Below are 16,984 nucleotides of genomic sequence, written 5' to 3' on the forward strand. Positions count from 1 at the left end.
CTCATAGCTGACCTCGATCCCGCGCTGGGCCAAGAGTTCCTCGACGTCCCGAAAACTGAGACTGAAACGGAAATAGAGCCACACCGTGTGGCGGATGACATCCGACGGGAACCGGTGGCGCTTGAACGAGATCGGCTTCACAAATTTCCATCCCCGTCAGCGTTTTAACCCGCCCTGAGTGGAGACAAGTTCGCATTAAACTGACAGCACCGCCGCGTCGGCGCGGAAACGCCGGAGGGTAGGTCTGCTGATCAGATGGCGCTGTGTGTTGAAGGTGTTGTAGATCGCCGCGTGGGTGGTGAGAAATCTTTGGGCTGAGGCTTGGGATTTGAACCGCTGCTGCTGGCGCTCCCGTCGTCGGATCGGCAGGTGCGAGTTCTCCACTCGATTGTTCTCCCGAAGCCGGCCTGGTCAATGAAGATGGCGTAGATCCAGCCGGTCGAGCGCCGCGCCGTAGGACAGCAGGCCGTCTGTGGTGATCGTCTCCGGCTCGACCGGCTGGTTGTGCAGGAGGCGCTTCAAAAGTCTGAGAGCCGCCTCTGTGTCCCGCCGGCGCTGGACCACAAGGTCCAGAACTTCGCCTTCGTCGTCGACCGCCCGCCAAAGGTACATCCGCTTGCCGCCGATCCAGCAGACCATCTCGTCCAAGTGCCAGCGCGGCGACGGGGCCCCCCGCCGCTTCTTCAGCCGCTTGGCGATCAGGGGGCCAAACTTGATGGTCCAGCACCGGATCGTTTCGTAGCTGACCTCGATCCCCCGCTGCGCCAGAAGCTCCTCGACGTCCCGAAAACTAAGGCTGAACCAAAAGTACAGCCACACGGCGTGGCGGATTACGTCCGCCGGAAACCGGTGGCGCTTAAACGAAATCGACTTCACGATAACCCATCCCCGACAGCGGCTTACGCCGACTTTGCCGGAGACCTTTTAGCGTTTGCCTGACAGCACCGGGCCAGCGCCTTCCGTGCCAACTCGAATAAAGCGCGTTGAAACAGCGTCCCACTTAAGGCGCTCGTTGCGGCAGAGCTGGGCGAACTCGCAGTCAGGAGTGCTAATTAGCCCAGCAGGTTTGGTCGCGATGTCGTAGACTGGCTGCTCGCCTGGCTGAGAAGTGAACGCGAGGACTGCCTCCCCGTTAGTCCGTTCAAGGTAGATCATAAACGATTTGGCTTCTCCGATCGTCCCGTCACCGCGATCGCAATCGTTAGCTTCGATGTATTGCCAGTCCCGCACTCCATCCCCGTCGAGGTCTGGAATGCTGTCGATTTTGGCGTGGACTATGTTGAAAGACCCCTCGCTGACGGTCGACGGGCATGCATCTGCCGTTTTGCGCCAGAGAGCCTGTAGTTCACTTGGTGCCCTATCCGGTACCTGGGGCGCGTCTTCTTCCGGAAGTGCCAAGATGCCGAATGAAGAACTGATGAGCGTCTGATTACGAATATTAGGGCGCTCAACCAGTCGCTGTAGATCAGGATCCCAAGCAAAACTGTAGGCACAGTCATCGTTCAGTGGCCAGCACATCACCCGATGGACCGCCATGTCGATGACAGTCTCGTCGTTGCGTGGAGCGATGGCAAAATCGATACTCTGATCGTTGAAAGCGAGCACATAAGTACCGTCGGGCAGGCTTACGTACAGGCTACGCAGACATCCGCCCGTACCGCAGTAGACCAAGCCGGAATCTGTATAGTCGACGAGCCAGTCAGCCAGCCCGTCGTGCGAGATATCGACCTGTTTGATGACGCCTTCCGGCACGTGTTTGACGAGAGCCGGACGGTTCATCGGCTCCTCACGGCGGAAATAGGCACTGTTTATCTCGTTGAGCACCATCCACTCGAGCGCTTCGCGAGGGTTTGGCTGATCGGGCTCCGTCCGCTGGGACGTCGCAGCCGCGGCACCGGCCGAGATCAAGGAAACAGCAGCCAGACCGACGGCAAACATTCGCGACACCGGATCATATTCCTTCTAAAATGAGACGTTATAGAACTGAGAGCGCTGTATTATTGTTTGTTTCGTGATCGTTCGCTCAAATCAACAGTGTAAGTGCCGACCACGTTGCCTTCTACGCTGTTAGTGCGCACAAACCAGGTCTGACCATCTCCCGTGAAGGCGAGCGATGAGTTTGTACCGCCTGCGCCATCATCGTCAGACACGCTGGCAGAACCTGAGCACTGACCAGAGCCCGCACTCAGATAGGCGTCAAAGTCCGACGATCGCATTACGACCTGATATGATGTGCCGCGCGACGTCTGCACTGGGTAGCAGTCATAGAAGCTGCCGTCCGACAGCTTTGAATCGGTGATTGCCAGTTCGCCGCTGGCCGCCTGACCAGGAACCAGCATCGAAAGCTGGGCCATTTCAGCGATCTCAAGCGTATACGCTCCTCTGACGTCAGGACTTAAGCTGTTTGCCCTTAAGAACCACCGTCGGCCGTCACCTGTGAAATTGACCGCGGAGTTTGTCCCGCCGGCACCATCATCGTCTGAGATCGCGGCCGTGCCAGCGCAGTCGCCACCGCCAACACTCAAAAAGGTGTCGAAGGCGTCCGAGCGCATCACAGCCCTGTAGGATGTCCCCGCCGAAGTTTGGATGGCGTGACAGTCATAAAAGCTTCCATCCTGGAGCTTGGCGTCAATGTTGCTCAGCTCACCTTGAATGATAGTCCCGGCAGGCGTTGGAGATGGGGCGTCATTGGGGCGGACTACCGGCTGGTCTCTCGTGCCGCTTGAGACAGAACTGCCACCAGAAGCGACGGGGCCAGTCCCCTCGGTGGGGCTACGACCCACTTCATTGCCGCCTGCGCGGACCTGAGCCATCCTGGCAATGGCGGACTCGTCACCTTCCTGAGCAGCGAGGTTCCACCAAAATATGGCATCGATGCCTTCCTCCGGAACGCCAAGGCCCTCGTTGTAAAGGTCACCCAGGAGACTTCGGGCTGGATTGTTACCGGAATAAGCGGCTCGACGCACAAGCGCGGCACCCGCCAACTCGTCCTTGGCGACGAGGTTGCCTTGAACCAACAACAATCCGTAGTTCATCTGACTCGCAGGATCTCCCGCCTCGGCGGCTTGGCGGAGCAGCTCAACTCCTTCGGCTTCCGTACCGCCCCTGTTCGTCAAATACATTCCGGCCAGCAGCCCCGTCGATCCGGCCTCTCCTTGATCCGAAGCAGCCTTGAGGAATCGCACAGCAAGCGCATCGTCCCGAGCAACGCCCTCACCCATTGCATAGAAGGTGCCCATCATGGCTTGGGCCGCAACCTCGCCGGCGTTTGCAGCCTGGATCAGAAAGCGCGCCGCCTCGGCGGCATCGGTGAGGACCAGCGACATTCCATATTGCGCCTGGCCGAAGCTGTTGCCGGCGTCAGCCGCAGTTTTCAGCCAACGGACGCCCTCGGATGCATCGCGCGAACCGCCGATACCCTCGGTCAGGAAGTATCCGTAGTTTGCTTGGCTCGCCGCGTGACCTGCCTGCGCAGCCTGACGGAAGTAGTCTCGCGCTTTAGCGTCGTCGCGCGGCGCGTCATTGAAGCCGGTGTAGTAGATGCGGCCGAGGTTATACTGCGCGCCCGTATCGCCCTGCGCCGCCTCTTGGCCCAGTCGCGCCATCATCTGTTGTGGCGTCTCCTGCGTGCGAATGACGATGGTGTAGCTGTCAACCACGCTCTGCGGTCCGTTATCGGTATAGCCGCCCGATGCCCCCAAGCCGCTGGATCCGCCTGACGACCCGCTGGTCGGCGAAGGTGTTCCGCCGCTAGAGGACGCTCGCGAGCCCTCCTGCGTCGCGCGCTGCTGCGCCAGACTGCGGTCGGCGCTAATCCTGTCATTGCGCGCCGCCTCAGCCTGCATGCCGGCCATTTGACGTTGGCGGTTTGCCTCGTCTGTTTGCGGATCTGCCCAGACGGCGCCCGCCAACGACAGGCCCAAAGCTGAACAGGCGAGCAGCAAAGATGCCTTCATGACGGCGTTCCTAAATCAACTCTGACAAGATGAAGCCAACGTCGGCCGCTGTCGTCTGACGAACGCTGTCAGGCCGAACGATAGCGAATAATTAGTGAGCTTGGGGACCTTGGTGGAACGTTTGCGAGGCGCAACAGACTGGAGATGCGGCTGGGTGGCACCCTGCCCTCTGTCACCTGTTTGCAGAAGGCGGTTGCTGCTTGCGAAACTCAGAGCGTGCCTCGTCCGTTACCGAGCAAGCTGAAAGCTGCCCAGTTCGAGGGGTGCGCCAGGCCAGGGTCTGACTGATCATCCATCATCTGGAGGGCGGATCGCCGGAGCGCCTCGGCGAGGCTGACCCGGTCGTGCACAGCGATTTGTATGGCCCGCGTCGACAGGCGCGCCGCAACATCGTCTCGAATACGCCAGTTGGACACCAGCAGGGCGCGTGCGCCCGCATGGAAGAAGGCTCGTGACAAGCTGTCGATGCCGATAGCATCGGGATCGTCGAGCCCCGTATCGCACGCACTGAGGATTACCAGGTCGGCATTGAGACGAAGACGAGCAGCCTCTGTCGTCGTCAGCAGTCCGTCGTCATCGCCAGACACTGCTGCGGGCGGAGTGAATACAAGCGCTGCCTCCCCGGTCGGCATGCCCAGATTGTTGATTGGGACAAGAGCATGGGTCGCGAGAGCCAGTACCGATACATCATCGAGCTCAGCCGACTTCAGGGCATGTTCGGTCGCAGCGTCGCCGAGACGGACTGATCCCCGACTGCCTCCAAGTGTCCTGGCCAGTTGTCGAAGTTCGCCACGCGTCTGCGGCAACGACGGCAGAGACTTGGAAATGGATCCGTTCGGATAGCCTTCCGTGTTTGCGTCACCAAATCCTGCAAAGCCCCTCCGCCTGCCTTGGGTGTTATTTTCGAGAACCCGCAGATTGGCCACGGCGGGCAACAGCGCGAAGCTGTGGCGGCGTTGGAGCCATGGGGTAGCGCGAAGGGCAATCGGATCGTCGTCGCGACCTTGGGGTGGGGCCGTAACAAGGACGCCGGGGGGAACGGACCTCAATGGGCCATCGGCAACCACGTAGACCGTGTCGGTCCCGGCGAGATCAGCAGCGATCGGTGACCACAGCGCCTGGTAAAGGCGGAAGGCCGCATCTCTCGCAAAACCGCGACCGGCGCGCCCAGACCGCCGGGCGGCGTCAACGGCTCCACGACCTGAAGAGACGACGAGGCTGCGCATTACGGCGTCCGCCAAGCCAGAGACCTCAGTGGCGCTGACGTCGGCACGCGACCACCGGGAGGTCTCGGTTGTTACCGCCCAAACATATGTGCCGCGCTCGGTCGGTAAGATTAGGACGAGCGCCTCGCGCGGTTTTAGAAGAGCGCGGACGTCGGAAATTGACAGGGGATCGGGATCCACGAGCGCGACGAAACGCGGATAAGCCGCAACAAGACGCGCCCGCTTCTCTCCAGCCTCGGCAACTGCCCGTTCAAGATCGATCGCGACGCCGCCCGCGCGGACGCGCGCCGGCTCACCCTGAGCCCTGAGTGTTGCCAGAACGGTCTCGAGAGCCCGCCGCTCTTCGTCTGCGCGGCGACTGGCATCGAACAGCGCTAGCAACGCCGGGTCGGAGGCTGCGACCCGAGCCGCGCCGTCCGCCAATGCAGATGCTGCGCCGGGCGCAACCGCAAGCTGGGCGCTCTGAAACGACGCTTCTTCGGCCGCCGACGGGTCACGGACCGCCTTCGCATTTGCCGGCCCGGGTAAGACGAATGGGGTCAGCGCGAAAATGAATGCCACCAACGCTACAACGTACTTTGACACCTGCCACCTCTCAAATGAGAATCGATCATGCTTGACATGACGGCGTCTGACGAGTGCCAATGAGTAGCAGGAGGATGGCACGCAAATGGCGCTATTGACGGCTTTTTTTGTTATCACCCTCCAGGTGCCGGCAACAGTTGTGGGACCCGTTGAACCCTCTGCCCGCTCAGTCATCGAGGCGGAAATACAGGCGGCGACACAGGCCCGAGAAAGCGGGCGATTGGACGACGCCTTCGCCGCAGCTGACCGGGCGATCGCATCGGCCAGAGCATTGAATCCCGGCGACCCCGTGCTGCTTTCCGACGCCCTCGTAGTCCGCTGTGATGCTGCAGCCGGCCGTTCAGAACCGGATATCTCCGATTGTTTGGCGGCGCTCGATCTTCGAGAGGCTCATCTAACTTCCGACGATCCCAAACTGCACAATCTTCGTCTTCAGATTGCGGTGCACTCCGTAATGGCGGGACGGGCGGCAGAGGCTCAAGGCGTGATCGAGCCAGCCATCGCCGGACTTCGCCGAGCGCCCCAGACCCCTGCTCTCCGCACCGACGTCGGTATGGGAATCGCGGTCCTCGGCATGGCCCAGCAAGCCCAGGATCGGAGGGCAGAGGCCGAGGCGAGTTATCGCAGCGCGATAGCCGAACTCGGCGCAGCTGACGCGACAGGGCGGGGCTATCGGCCGATGGTCTACAACTACTTGAATGCTCTACTGCTCAACGAGGGCCGGCTGGTCGAGGCGTTGGCTGATAGCGAAACCGCCCTCGCCTTGCAGCGAGAATCGTCAGAGCCGAATGACCCCACTTTGATCGGGGTACTTAACGCCTTGGCAGCGGCGCAGCAGCGCGCGGGCCGCTTTGCCGAGGCCGAGGCCAGTTTACGCGAACAGCTTGCGCTGATCGACGCCGAGCAATCGCCCCAGCCGTCGCTGCGCGCAAACGCATTGTCCAGCCTCGCATCTCTTTACGTCGATACCGGGCGATCGGAGCTGGCGCGCCCGCTGCTGGAGCAGGCTGTGGCGCTCTACCATGAAGGCGGCCCGACCGGCCGCCGCACGGCCACCGCAGCACTGGGAAAGCTTGCAGACCTCGATCTGGCGCAGAACAATCCGCAGGGGGCCATCGCGTATACAGAGACTGCAATTGCCGACCTTGATGACGCTGTGTCCGGCTCGCAGGGCCGCGCCGCCTTACTCGTCCAGCTGGCAACCGCGCTGGAGGCCGCAGATGAGATAGATCGCGCACGCTTGGCGGCCGCGGACGCCTTGGTCCTGTTCGACCGGATTGCGCCCCGTGCTCCTGCCGCATCCGGGGCTCTTCTGATTCTGGCGCGTCTCGATGAAGCCGAAGGCCGCGCAACCGAAGCCCGTGAGCGCCTTGACCGAGCCGTCACACTGGCGAAGGCCCGTCCGCTCGCAGCACCGACACGCATCACGGTCGGCAATGCGCGGATCGGCCTGGCGCTGTCGACGCCCGGCCCGTTGTCTAGCGAACTCGAGGCCCTTGCCCGCGAGACATCCGACGGTGCGAAGGATTTGCTGGTCAGTTCAGCCCGATCAGGTCAGACGGTGGGCGGTATCCGACCAATGGCGCGGACCGCCCTGCTCAACCGCATCGAAGTTGAGTGGCGATCCGCCCATTCGGCTGCTGTGCCTAGCGGTAACGATACTCGGTGATAGCACAGACGTTTATGTGTTCGCGTACGAGGACGTCACCGTCCGCGAAGACCGCTTTGAAGTCAAAGTAGCACTGGCCGGTACCGTCATCGATGTTTGCCACAACTGAGGTACCAGCCCGAAGGACATTGCGTCCCAGCATGTCCTCCTCCCAGCTATCGGTGTCCTCGCTGGAGGCAAAGAATTGGGTCATGGTAACGTTGGTGTCGTTTATGATGCGCACGCGGCGATCGTTGGCTGCCATGGCAGGGGCGGCCACGGCCATACCCAGGGTCGCGAGTGCGGCGGTGATGCCGAGGGCTCGTGCAAAAGTCTTTCGAGTGATCATTTCGGGGCTCCCATGCAGCGCCGGATGACGCCGATGAAGGGAGTTGTGATCGCCAACGGCATCCGATCCCACTTACCGTTCTCGTAAGGTCGACCGGTCTATCTGACTTTTTCTGTCATAGAAGCGACCCTGACTGGAAACGCCACAGCCACTGCCACCGCTTGGGGAGCAGGACCCTCATGCCCTCTGTGAGCTTGCTCGGGTTGAAGGGTGTCCGCCCACCAAGACCAGTCCGCCCCCCTGTCTGGTGACTCTGCCGCGCTGGTCGAACCGGCGAGATATCGCAAGTCGAGGGGGAAGCGAGAGGCCGCCGGCACGGCGATCAATGCCAGTCGTTCGGTTACGTCAGAAGATTCACCGACCATCCTGAAAGCCACGTCACGATGGTCACCCGGCCTTATCCTGACCTCGTCTAAAGGATGCAGGCTAGGGCCCGTCACGGTCCCATCAGCCGCAAGATATAGAACGCTCACGTCGAGCGGAGTGGGCCCAAGGTTCTCGAGCCGTATGAACAGCCGGTCGCAGGTCCGAAGAACTGGAAGGGCGGCGAGGGAGACCACAACCGATGTCGAACCTGGTTTCTCGGGGTCGACCGGCTCTTCGCATCGGGCAGCCTCGGGTCGCTCAAGGCGGGCCGTAACATCAAGAGTTTCGCGCGACCATCGTCCACCGATACTCTCGATGGCGGCCAGCACTCGGCCAGCCGGAGACCGCGCCGCTCGACGTCCGGCGACCAGCCGAGCCGCCGTCGCTGCCTCCGGCACGCCTTCGGCCAGTCGAGACCGCCCAAGCCCCGTTTCAACAACAGTAACCTCGCCGCGAGGCTGTCCCTCCGCGTCCTCAAGCTGGATGCTGTCTCCGACCTGCACACCCTCCTCCCCACCGGCGGACAGATAGACCGCGTCTCGGATCCGCCGGAGCCCAAATCGTCGGGGCCCCGGGCGCGTGAGGTTAAGTACCGGTTGGTCCAGATCACCTTCGAAAACTGGACGAGGGGCAGACTGCCCCAGATGGGCATCGACCGAAAGGACGGCTGCGGCGAGATCGCGAAGGGTGTCGGTCCGGCCTGAGTCGATCGCACGGACTAACGCCTTGGTGAAGACCGAGCCGTCATCGCTCGCCAAGGCGAGGCTACCTGCCCCGGAAGCATAGAACGCGGTGAACTGCCCTCGGCGGGCCAGTCCGGCCGAGGGCGCAGGTAAATCCAGAAATCCTGGATCGACCACGGCCGTCAAATCGCGACGATCACCGCTTGGCACCGTTTTGACGTGCAAGCCCGCGTCGCTCTCACCGCCCCTGGTCACACCGGCAGCGTAGCAGGCATCGACCACCAGCCAAACGTTCGCGCCTTTCCGAGTCAGCCGGTCAACAACACCCAGTATCTCATGGTCAGCGACATAGCCTCCCTCAAGCTGTCCTCCGTGAGAGACTCTCGTATCGGAGGCCAACCACACCTCCTCGAGTCCGTCCGGCTCGCGCGCAGCATATGTCGCGGCGCGCTGTCCGCCGTGGCCGGAGAAGTAGAGTAGTACTCTGTCTCCAGAAGACGCCTGAGCCTCGAGCGTAGAAAGCGCGGCCAAGATCGCAGTCCGGGTGCCGCTGTTCGCGTCGCCGTCTGAGAGTGTCATAACTGCGGACTGGTCGAGACCTGCCGCAATCAGGGCAGAGGTAAGCAGGCGAGTGTCAATAGACGGGGCAGTCATACGGTACTCAGCCGGAAGGCCGGTGTAGGATCCTACCCCGATTAGAACAGCCCGCGTCTCTGCATTGGCAGCACCAGGCGCGACCAGACCAGCAATGGCGGCCAGAAGCGCTAGGGACGGCCTAATTGGTGCCATAGGCGTAGCGATTGGTCGCCTTTCCGAGGTTTCGCACCTCTACGAGGTAGTCACCCGGAGCAGTCGCGGTCCAGGTGCAAAGCTTCACGTCTCCGGGTGCCAGGTTCTGGCATACCGTGCGCCCTTGAGTGGTTACCGTTACGCCGAGGGCAGCATCGCCGTCGCCCTCCACATAAACCACTGCCGGCCGGCCCGGTACGAACCGCTCGGCAAAGCTTTGGCGCTGGCCCCCGCCCAGTCTCGATAAGGAGACGAGAGGCCCTCCGGCCCTGCCCTTGAATTCGAGGGCACGAATAGTGGCGACATACGACAAGACAGCTGGGTCGTCCTCCGCGAGACGTTCGGCCTCATCGAGCCAGCCACGAGCGGCGTCGGGCCAAACTTCGGCCGATGTCACTGGCACGCTGGGCTGCGTCCCCGGTATAGGCTCCGGGGCGCTCTCGGCAGTCAGGGTACCGAGCCGAACCGACCGTGACATTCGGATGCGCGCAGCGGTCGCAAGAAGCCAAGGATCTCCCGCCTCCTCACCAAGGCGGGCAAGGCGGGCGGAAAGCTCTAAGGCTTCGAAAGGTGCGACGACCTCTGCGGCGTCCGGGCCCGGCTCCGGCACATCCATCTCCAAGACCTGGGCATGGGCTGTCCCCGCGAACAGAGCGACACCAAAGGTTATGATCAAGATCAAGCGCGGGAGCATTGCGCCACTTGCACCCAAGTGAACGCTCATCGCAACTTACGAGCAATGTCAGCCGGTGCCGTAGTCAAAGGCGTTAGGCTGGCTGAGGGGGCCGATCATGCGATTCTTGCTGCTGGAAGACGATGCGGAAGCAGCCTCGAGAGTAGCCGCGGCCCTGTCAGAATGGCCGGAGCTCGAACTGGTCCTCGTAACCACCGTGAGCGGTGCCTTAGCCGCCGCCGCGGCAAGACCGTTTGACGTGCTCATCCTCGACCGGATGGTGGGGGAAGACGACGGCTTAATCACCCTGCAGAGGCTGAGGGCACTGGAGGTCCGGACTCCTGCGCTGGTTCTGTCCAATCTGGGCGCAACCCGGAGCCGGGTCGAGGGCTTGGAGGCAGGAGCTGACGACTATCTGGTGAAGCCGTTCGAGCCCGAGGAACTCGTCGCCCGTTTGAGGGCCCTGCTGCGTCGAAGTTCCCCCCGCGGTCATCCGGAAATACTTATCGTCGGAGACCTCGAGGTGCGCATCAAGGCGCGCACAGTGCACTGGGCCGATCAATACATCGACGTGTCTCCCAAAGAGTTCGACATCATTGGCTTCCTGGCCGCCAATCATGACCTGGTCGTTTCCAGAGCGATGATGTGGGACGCCTGCTGGCCAGAGTACCGGATTCCGCCACAGATCAACGTCATCGACGTTAACCTTTCGCGCCTGCGGGCAAAGATTCAAGCCGTTGCCGGCAGACCAGTCATCGAGACTTTGCGGGGCCAAGGCTTCGTCATTTATTCCAAGTCGTGCTCGTGAACGGTTCAACAAGCGCCTCTCCTAAATATCCGAACCGCGGAGCCTCTGCCCTGAGGCGCCTGTCACTGGCCTATGCCGCCACCTTCCTGCTGATCTCAGCCATGGTCTTTGCCGGGGCGATGCATCTGGTCACCCAAAAAAACCAGGAACGTCTCCAGTCTCTGGTGTTCGCCGATAGCCACGAACTTGCCGACAAACTCAATGACGCACCGCCGGCGCTGCGCGCTGAAGTAGCACGCGCGATAGTCGGAACGCGCATCGCCCAAGGTAAGGATCGGGTGCAATATGCTCTCGTTGCACGAGGCCAGCACCTGTTCGGCAATCTCGATCCCCAGGACATTAAATCTACGTCGGCGCGCACACTGCGCCTTCGAACGCATGGGTGGCTGTCGTCAGGTGCGGTGGATCGCGTCGAGGCGGGACCGGGGGCGTATGTCCTGATCGCCCGCAGCCAAGACGATGCAGGATTAGAGCGCGACATGGCCGCCGTCGGCCTTCTCGCCCTTGCCCTGGGTGCCGTGGTTGCCTTTGTCATCGCCCCCTTGGCGGGCCGGCACCTGGTGCGTCGCGTGGAAGCGATCAACCGGGCATGCGAAGCCTTTGGAGCTGGCGACATGGCAGTTCGAGCCCCGGGATCGCAGTCTCGGGACGAGTTTGGAACCCTTGCCCGGTCTGTCAACGGTATGTTCGAACGCATCGACGATCTGGTGGGTGGATTGAGGGATGTTTCCAACCGCGCAGCTCATGATCTCAGGACGCCAATAGCGCGGCTGAGATCGCTTCTGGAGCAGGGACGCGCGGCCCCGACCCTCGCCGCGGCCCGCGAAGCGGCGCAGGCAGCCGTTGCGGAGACAGACCGGATCCTGGCGACCTTCGATGCATTGTTGGACATCGCAGAAATCGACGCTGGCTCGACCCTCGCCTTCGTAGAGATCGATCTAGAAGTGATCGTCGCAGAAGCAGTCAAGCTCTATAAGCCCGTGGCGGAGGAGGCCGGTATCGATCTGGCCATACGGACTCAGTCCGCCATAACGCGCGGAGAAACCTCACTTCTCGTGAGGCTCGTGGCTAATCTGCTGGACAACGCCATCAAGTACGCTCCTCGCGGATCAGCCATCGCGGTCATTCTTACGACCACCGGGGATCAAATACATTTGCGCATAGAGGATCAGGGACCCGGAATCTCCGTGGACCAGCGAGCTGCCGTTCTGAAGCGAACGGTGCGCGGACCGCAAGAGACTAAAGGCGGATTGGGTCTGGGGCTCGCGCTTGTGGCGGCAGTGGCCCGTCGTCACGGTGCCAACCTCGCCCTCGGGTCGAGGGATTTTGGTCAAGGGCTGCGGGTTGACCTGTCATTCAGCGTCAACGAAGGACGACATTCGCCCAGTTTCGCCCAGCAATCACCATGCGGGCCCGTTGCAACAGCCCGTCCGGCGTGAACGGCTTGGCCAGGTAGCCCGAGGGGCCTGTCAGGTTAACGCCGCGAAGTCGAAAGCCGCCCTACCCGGCCTGAAATCAGGCAACGGAAGTCACCCAAGCCGCTTCAGCTTCGGCGCGGAAACGGCGAAGAGTGGCTCTGCTGATTAGGTGGCGTTGAATGTTGAAGGTGTTGTAAATCGCCGCGTGGGTAGTGAGAAATCTCTGGGCTGAAGCTTGGGATTTGAACCGCTGCTGCTGACGTTCTCGTCGTCGGATCGGCAGGTGAGAGTTCTCAACTCGGTTGTTCTCCCGAAGCCGGCCGGGCCGATGAAGGTGACGTAGATCCAGCTGATCCAGAGCGGATCCGTAAGATGCGAGGCCGTCGGTCGTGATCATCTCCGGCTCGACCGGCTGATTGTGCAGCAGGCGTCGGAGCAGCCTGAGCGCCGCCTCTGTGTCCCGCCGGCGCTGGACTACGAGGTCCAGGACCTCGCCTTCGTCGTCGACCGCGCGCCACAGATACATCCGCTTGCCGCCGATCCAGCAGACCATCTCGTCCAGGTGCCAGCGCGGCGAAGGGGCCCTTCGCCGCTTCTTCAGCCGCCTCGCGAACAGGGGGCCAAACTTAATGGTCCAGCACCGGATCGTCTCGTAGCTGACCTCGATCCCGCGCTGCGCCAGCAGCTCTTCGACGTCGCGAAAACTGAGGCTGAACCTGAAGTACAGCCACACGGCATAGCGTATCACGTCCGCCGGAAAGCGGTGGCGCTTGAACGAAATCGGCTTCACGAAACATCATCCCCGTCAGCGGCTTAGGCCGCCCTAAGTGGAGACAAGTTAGCGTTAGACTGACAGCACCCCACGCGCACAAGCGATCTTCCCCTTCAGGGGCGGGAAAGGAACCTAGGGTCGCGACCCCGCGCTGCCGTCTCTCAGCGCCCGGTTCGGCGTCCCCGCGTTCCAGACAGGCCAGCGACCACTGTCTGCGATCTCGCGTCCCAACAGATAGGCGACCGTGCCCTCCTGAGCAGCGGCGACCAGATCCCACGACGGATCAAACTCGTCGCTGCGCTGGTGATAGTCATGGCTGTTGTAGCGTTCGATCATAGCCATGCCGGCGTTGACGCCGCCCACAACCAGATCTGAACCCGCGCGGAAATAGACGGTCGGCACACCTTTCTCCGCAAAGGTCAGATGGTCGGAGCGGCTGTACCATCCGGCAGCCGGATCGTGCTCCGCCTCTATCGTGAGGCCCTGGGTCGCCGCAACCCGCTCCAAATCGGCCTCCAACTCCGTCCGACCCGCGCCGATCAGCTCAAGCGAACGCGTCATCGGCAGGGCCAGGTGGGGATCAAGATTGAACACCGCCGCCGTTGTTTCCAGTGGCCGCAGCGGCGCGTTGGCGTACTCGTAGGCACCGAGGAGACCATCCTCCTCCGAAGTGTAGCCGATGAACAAAACTGTCCTGAGGGGCGCGGGAGCAGCCGCATAGGCGCGCGCCACCTCCAGCAGCGTCGCGCTGCCGATCCCGTTGTCGACCGCGCCGTTCCTCAGGGTGTCGCCATCCGCATATGCAGGACCGATCCCGTAGGCATCCCAATGGGCACCGTAGATCACGGTCTCGTCGGCCCGCGTCGTGCCCGGCTGCATCGCGATGACGTTCCGGGTCACCATCGGCGAGGCGACAATGGTGAAGTCAGCGCTCATCGTGGCTTGCGGCAAGTCAACCGGCCGGAACGCCGGCGTGCGAGCTTCAAGCGCCAAGGCCGGCAGATCCAGTCCTGCCTGTCTGAACAGGTCGACCGCGACCTCCCAACGAACAGTCCCCGTCAAGTCAGCTCCGCGCTGGGGCGCGGGGCCACGGACAAACTTTGGATCGGGGTCGGAGTTGCTGATTTGTTGGAACGGCCAACTGGCCGTCTCGAACTGGTGGATTTGCAACACCGCGACGGCACCGCGCGCAAAGGCGGCGCGCTTCTTGGACCCGGCTCCGCCTTGGGGACTGCGGTTGCGGCCGTTGAACGGACCTTGGTCAGAAGCATAGTCAGGATCGTTCATAAGGAAGACAGCGACCTTGCCCGTGAGGTCAATGCCGCCAAACTGGTCATAGCCCAAGGTCGGCTCGTCCACACCGAAACCAACGAACACAAGGGGAGCATCCTCGACGACATTGTCGCCCACATGCATCGAGGTGACGCTGATGTCCGTCGCCAACGTCAGAGGAAGACGGCGGCCGCCCACCGACAGCGACGCCGTCGCGTTCTCGCGCACAAAGCGAGTCAGGCTCACGTCCTGGAACCAAGTGCCGTTCTGGCCCCCCGGCTGAAGACCCGCCGCGCGGAACTGTGACACGAGATAATCGAGGGTGGCTATCTCGCCCGCCTCGCCCGGGCCGCGTCCGAAGAAGGCGTCGCTGGAAAGTTGCTCGACATCACGCTTGATCGCCGCCGGGTCCAAGATGGGCCTTTCCGGACTCTGGGCGTATGCCGGAAGACCCAAAGTGATAGCCAGGGCCGTTCCGAGAACGTGCGAGCGGATCGAGACCATGGCAAAACCTCCGGCGTTGGTACTCTGGTTCCACACGCGCCCTCGCCTGTCCAGCAATGGGTTCTGCTGCTCGTGCCCGGCCCGACAATGGTGACAGCCAAAGCCCGCTCACCAAGTGTTTTTGGGCATAAGGTGTATTGCGCGATCCCGGTCAGTGACTCGAACCGGACGCGCTTTTAGAGAGTTCTGATGGATACTCTTTCGTTAGAATTACAGGATCGAGTGCTGTGGATCCGGTTGCACCGGCCCGAGCAACTGAACGCCTTCACCCCCGCGATGGCGGACGAACTCGAGATCGCGTTCGACGACGCCAGCGGAAATGACGACGTTGGCGTGGTCATCGTTACCGGATCCGGACGCGCGTTTTGCGCAGGTATGGAACTCACAAAGGATGGCAACGTCTTCGGTCTGGACGAGACGATGCAGCCCAAGCTTGACGACTTTGCCGATCGCTTCGACGAACCTGATTTTATAAGCGGCGTGCGAGATACCGGGGGGCGCGTCACACTGGCAATCCATCGATGCCGCAAGCCCGTGATTGCTGCCATCAACGGCGCCGCCGTGGGGGTAGGTGCGACCATGACGCTCGCCATGGATTTTCGCATGATGTCGACGAGGGCCCGAATGGGTTTCGTCTTTGGCAAGCTGGGTATAGTTCCCGAAGCGTGTTCGACGTGGTTTCTGCCGCGCCTCGTGGGCCTCGAAAAGGCGCTGGAGTGGTGCCTCACGGCCGAGTTGATCGACGCCGACGCTGCCCTCGCTGGTGGCCTCGTCCGTTCGATCCACGAGCCTGACTCCTTGCTTGCCGAAGCCGAGGCTTTTGCCCGCAAGTTGATCACCGATCGTTCGCCGACGGCGATCGCCCTGACCAAACACATGCTCCGCCGCAACGCTGCTGGAGCAGACCCGGCCGCCGCTCATGCGATCGAGTCCCTGGCGATGTTCTACACGAGCCAAAAGGACGGCCGGGAAGGCGTGAAGGCATTTGTTGAAAAACGTGCCCCGCAGTTCACCGAACAGGCTTCAGCACTGCCGCAGTTTGCCGAGGCGTGGCTCGCTGACGGCTAGTCGGCTGCCTCCGATGAGTGACGCGCCGGAGGCTAAGCCAGCCTTCGATCATTTTAGCTGACAGGACCCTCCTGGCGTACAAGGGGCTGTAAAGGAGCGACAATGACCACGCACACCACACTCAGGGCAGCAAACGTCGCCCGGCAGCGCGAATGGGACAAAGAGGGCTGGATCGATGCTGCCTATCGCGGCAACGAGCTGGCCGGCGAAGTCGGTGAAGCGTGCAACGTCATCAAGAAACTCGAGCGCGAGCGGCACGGCATCATGGGCTCGCGGGCCACAGTCGGGGAGCTCGCGGATGAACTTGCCGACGTCATCATCTGCGCGGATCTGATCGCCATGCAGTACGGCATCGACCTCGACGCAGCTGTCGCTAGGAAGTTCAACGCTACCAGCGAAAAGGTTGGCCTGGATACCCGGTTCCAGCCCGCCGATCGGTGACCTAACCGGAGCTCTGTCATCCCAAACCTGGCTTCGCGGTTAACAAATCTGACACGCCGAACAGATTTTCCGCGCCGGGCCGGCGCTTCTCAGGCGCGCGCGACTTGTCATCGGACTGACAACGCTAACTCACCCCATGGTTGGGATGACGAAGGAACTGTCGGCGTGCTCCAGGTCCGAATCCGGCCAGCGGGCCGTGACCGTCTTGATCTTGGTCCAGAATTTCACGCCTTCCATGCCGTGCTGGTTGGTGTCGCCGAAGGCCGAACGCTTCCAGCCGCCGAAGGTGTGATAGGCGACCGGCACGGGGATCGGGACGTTGATCCCGACCATGCCGACATTGACCCGGGCGGCGAAGTCGCGGGCCGCGCGGCCGTTCTGGGTGAAGATGGCGACGCCGTTGCCGTACTGGTGCTTCGACGGCAG

Annotated in this window: 13 protein-coding genes and 2 pseudogenes; 5 read left to right on the plus strand and 10 right to left on the minus strand. The window is 62.2% G+C overall.

The window, feature by feature from the left end; translation table 11 throughout:
* The 5 genes and pseudogenes from ACP7AS_RS12840 to ACP7AS_RS12860 form a co-directional block, all read right to left on the minus strand.
* Positions 1-141: pseudogene (locus ACP7AS_RS12840) on the minus strand (IS6 family transposase); the annotation flags it as partial.
* A gap of 54 nt (positions 142-195) precedes the next feature.
* Positions 196-876, minus strand: a pseudogene (locus ACP7AS_RS12845) (IS6 family transposase).
* A 48-nt stretch (positions 877-924) separates the two neighbouring features.
* Entirely contained in the window at positions 925-1,938 is a 1,014-nt protein-coding gene (locus tag ACP7AS_RS12850) for a hypothetical protein (RefSeq protein ID WP_426029255.1), read from the minus strand.
* Between the two features lie 59 nt (positions 1,939-1,997).
* A complete protein-coding gene (locus tag ACP7AS_RS12855; protein ID WP_426029256.1) occupies positions 1,998-3,956 on the minus strand; it encodes a tetratricopeptide repeat protein in 1,959 nt (652 codons plus the stop codon).
* 209 nt (positions 3,957-4,165) lie between these two features.
* Positions 4,166-5,767, minus strand: coding sequence for a CHAT domain-containing protein (locus ACP7AS_RS12860; RefSeq protein WP_426029257.1), 1,602 nt, complete (start codon positions 5,765-5,767; stop codon positions 4,166-4,168).
* Between the two features lie 85 nt (positions 5,768-5,852).
* Between ACP7AS_RS12860 and ACP7AS_RS12865 the strand changes: the two genes are divergently transcribed.
* On the plus strand, positions 5,853-7,436 hold the full coding sequence (locus ACP7AS_RS12865) for a tetratricopeptide repeat protein (protein WP_426029258.1): 1,584 nt from the start codon (positions 5,853-5,855) through the stop codon (positions 7,434-7,436).
* On the opposite strand, the gene ACP7AS_RS12870 is transcribed toward ACP7AS_RS12865, so the two are convergent.
* Positions 7,414-7,764: a hypothetical protein gene (locus ACP7AS_RS12870; RefSeq protein ID WP_426029259.1), complete on the minus strand. Its 351-nt coding sequence runs from the start codon at positions 7,762-7,764 to the stop codon at positions 7,414-7,416. The two genes, ACP7AS_RS12865 and ACP7AS_RS12870, sit on opposite strands and share 23 nt — an antisense overlap.
* A gap of 98 nt (positions 7,765-7,862) precedes the next feature.
* Positions 7,863-9,602 (minus strand): caspase family protein, encoded by a 1,740-nt coding sequence (locus tag ACP7AS_RS12875; RefSeq protein WP_426029260.1) that lies wholly within the window; start codon positions 9,600-9,602, stop codon positions 7,863-7,865.
* A 791-nt stretch (positions 9,603-10,393) separates the two neighbouring features.
* Between ACP7AS_RS12875 and ACP7AS_RS12880 the strand changes: the two genes are divergently transcribed.
* A complete protein-coding gene (locus ACP7AS_RS12880; protein ID WP_426029261.1) occupies positions 10,394-11,083 on the plus strand; it encodes a response regulator transcription factor in 690 nt (229 codons plus the stop codon).
* Positions 11,080-12,522, plus strand: coding sequence for an ATP-binding protein (locus ACP7AS_RS12885; protein ID WP_426029262.1), 1,443 nt, complete (start codon positions 11,080-11,082; stop codon positions 12,520-12,522). The genes ACP7AS_RS12880 and ACP7AS_RS12885 overlap by 4 nt, the downstream gene beginning before the upstream one ends.
* A 76-nt stretch (positions 12,523-12,598) precedes the next feature.
* Here the strand turns inward: ACP7AS_RS12885 and ACP7AS_RS12890 are convergent, their stop codons facing one another.
* Entirely contained in the window at positions 12,599-13,291 is a 693-nt protein-coding gene (locus tag ACP7AS_RS12890; RefSeq protein WP_426029263.1) for an IS6 family transposase, read from the minus strand.
* Between the two features lie 114 nt (positions 13,292-13,405).
* Positions 13,406-14,959: a M28 family peptidase gene (locus ACP7AS_RS12895; protein WP_426029264.1), complete on the minus strand. Its 1,554-nt coding sequence runs from the start codon at positions 14,957-14,959 to the stop codon at positions 13,406-13,408.
* A 279-nt stretch (positions 14,960-15,238) separates the two neighbouring features.
* Here ACP7AS_RS12895 and ACP7AS_RS12900 point away from each other — a divergent pair, with 279 nt between their 5' ends.
* Both ACP7AS_RS12900 and ACP7AS_RS12905 read left to right on the plus strand, forming a co-directional pair.
* Complete coding sequence (locus ACP7AS_RS12900) at positions 15,239-16,117, plus strand: crotonase/enoyl-CoA hydratase family protein (protein ID WP_426029265.1); 879 nt, start codon at positions 15,239-15,241, stop codon at positions 16,115-16,117.
* Between the two features lie 102 nt (positions 16,118-16,219).
* Positions 16,220-16,558, plus strand: coding sequence for a MazG nucleotide pyrophosphohydrolase domain-containing protein (locus ACP7AS_RS12905; protein ID WP_426029266.1), 339 nt, complete (start codon positions 16,220-16,222; stop codon positions 16,556-16,558).
* Between the two features lie 129 nt (positions 16,559-16,687).
* On the opposite strand, the gene ACP7AS_RS12910 is transcribed toward ACP7AS_RS12905, so the two are convergent.
* Positions 16,688-16,984: aldehyde dehydrogenase family protein (locus ACP7AS_RS12910; RefSeq protein WP_426029267.1), on the minus strand; the 297-nt coding region annotated here is incomplete at its 5' end.

The organism is Brevundimonas sp. TWP2-3-4b2 (assembly GCF_049897345.1).
Taxonomy (GTDB): Bacteria; Pseudomonadota; Alphaproteobacteria; order Caulobacterales; family Caulobacteraceae; genus Brevundimonas.

Bases quoted from the DNA above. Each gene is read 5' to 3' on its own strand.
- ACP7AS_RS12865 (WP_426029258.1), top strand. From the start codon at position 5,853: ATGGCGCTATTGACGGCTTTTTTTGTTATCACCCTCCAGGTGCCGGCA.
- ACP7AS_RS12880 (WP_426029261.1), top strand. From the start codon at position 10,394: ATGCGATTCTTGCTGCTGGAAGACGATGCGGAAGCAGCCTCGAGAGTA.
- ACP7AS_RS12870 (WP_426029259.1), bottom strand. From the start codon at position 7,764: ATGATCACTCGAAAGACTTTTGCACGAGCCCTCGGCATCACCGCCGCA.
- ACP7AS_RS12900 (WP_426029265.1), top strand. From the start codon at position 15,239: ATGGATACTCTTTCGTTAGAATTACAGGATCGAGTGCTGTGGATCCGG.
- ACP7AS_RS12855 (WP_426029256.1), bottom strand. From the start codon at position 3,956: ATGAAGGCATCTTTGCTGCTCGCCTGTTCAGCTTTGGGCCTGTCGTTG.
- ACP7AS_RS12850 (WP_426029255.1), bottom strand. From the start codon at position 1,938: ATGTTTGCCGTCGGTCTGGCTGCTGTTTCCTTGATCTCGGCCGGTGCC.
- ACP7AS_RS12875 (WP_426029260.1), bottom strand. From the start codon at position 9,602: ATGGCACCAATTAGGCCGTCCCTAGCGCTTCTGGCCGCCATTGCTGGT.
- ACP7AS_RS12905 (WP_426029266.1), top strand. From the start codon at position 16,220: ATGACCACGCACACCACACTCAGGGCAGCAAACGTCGCCCGGCAGCGC.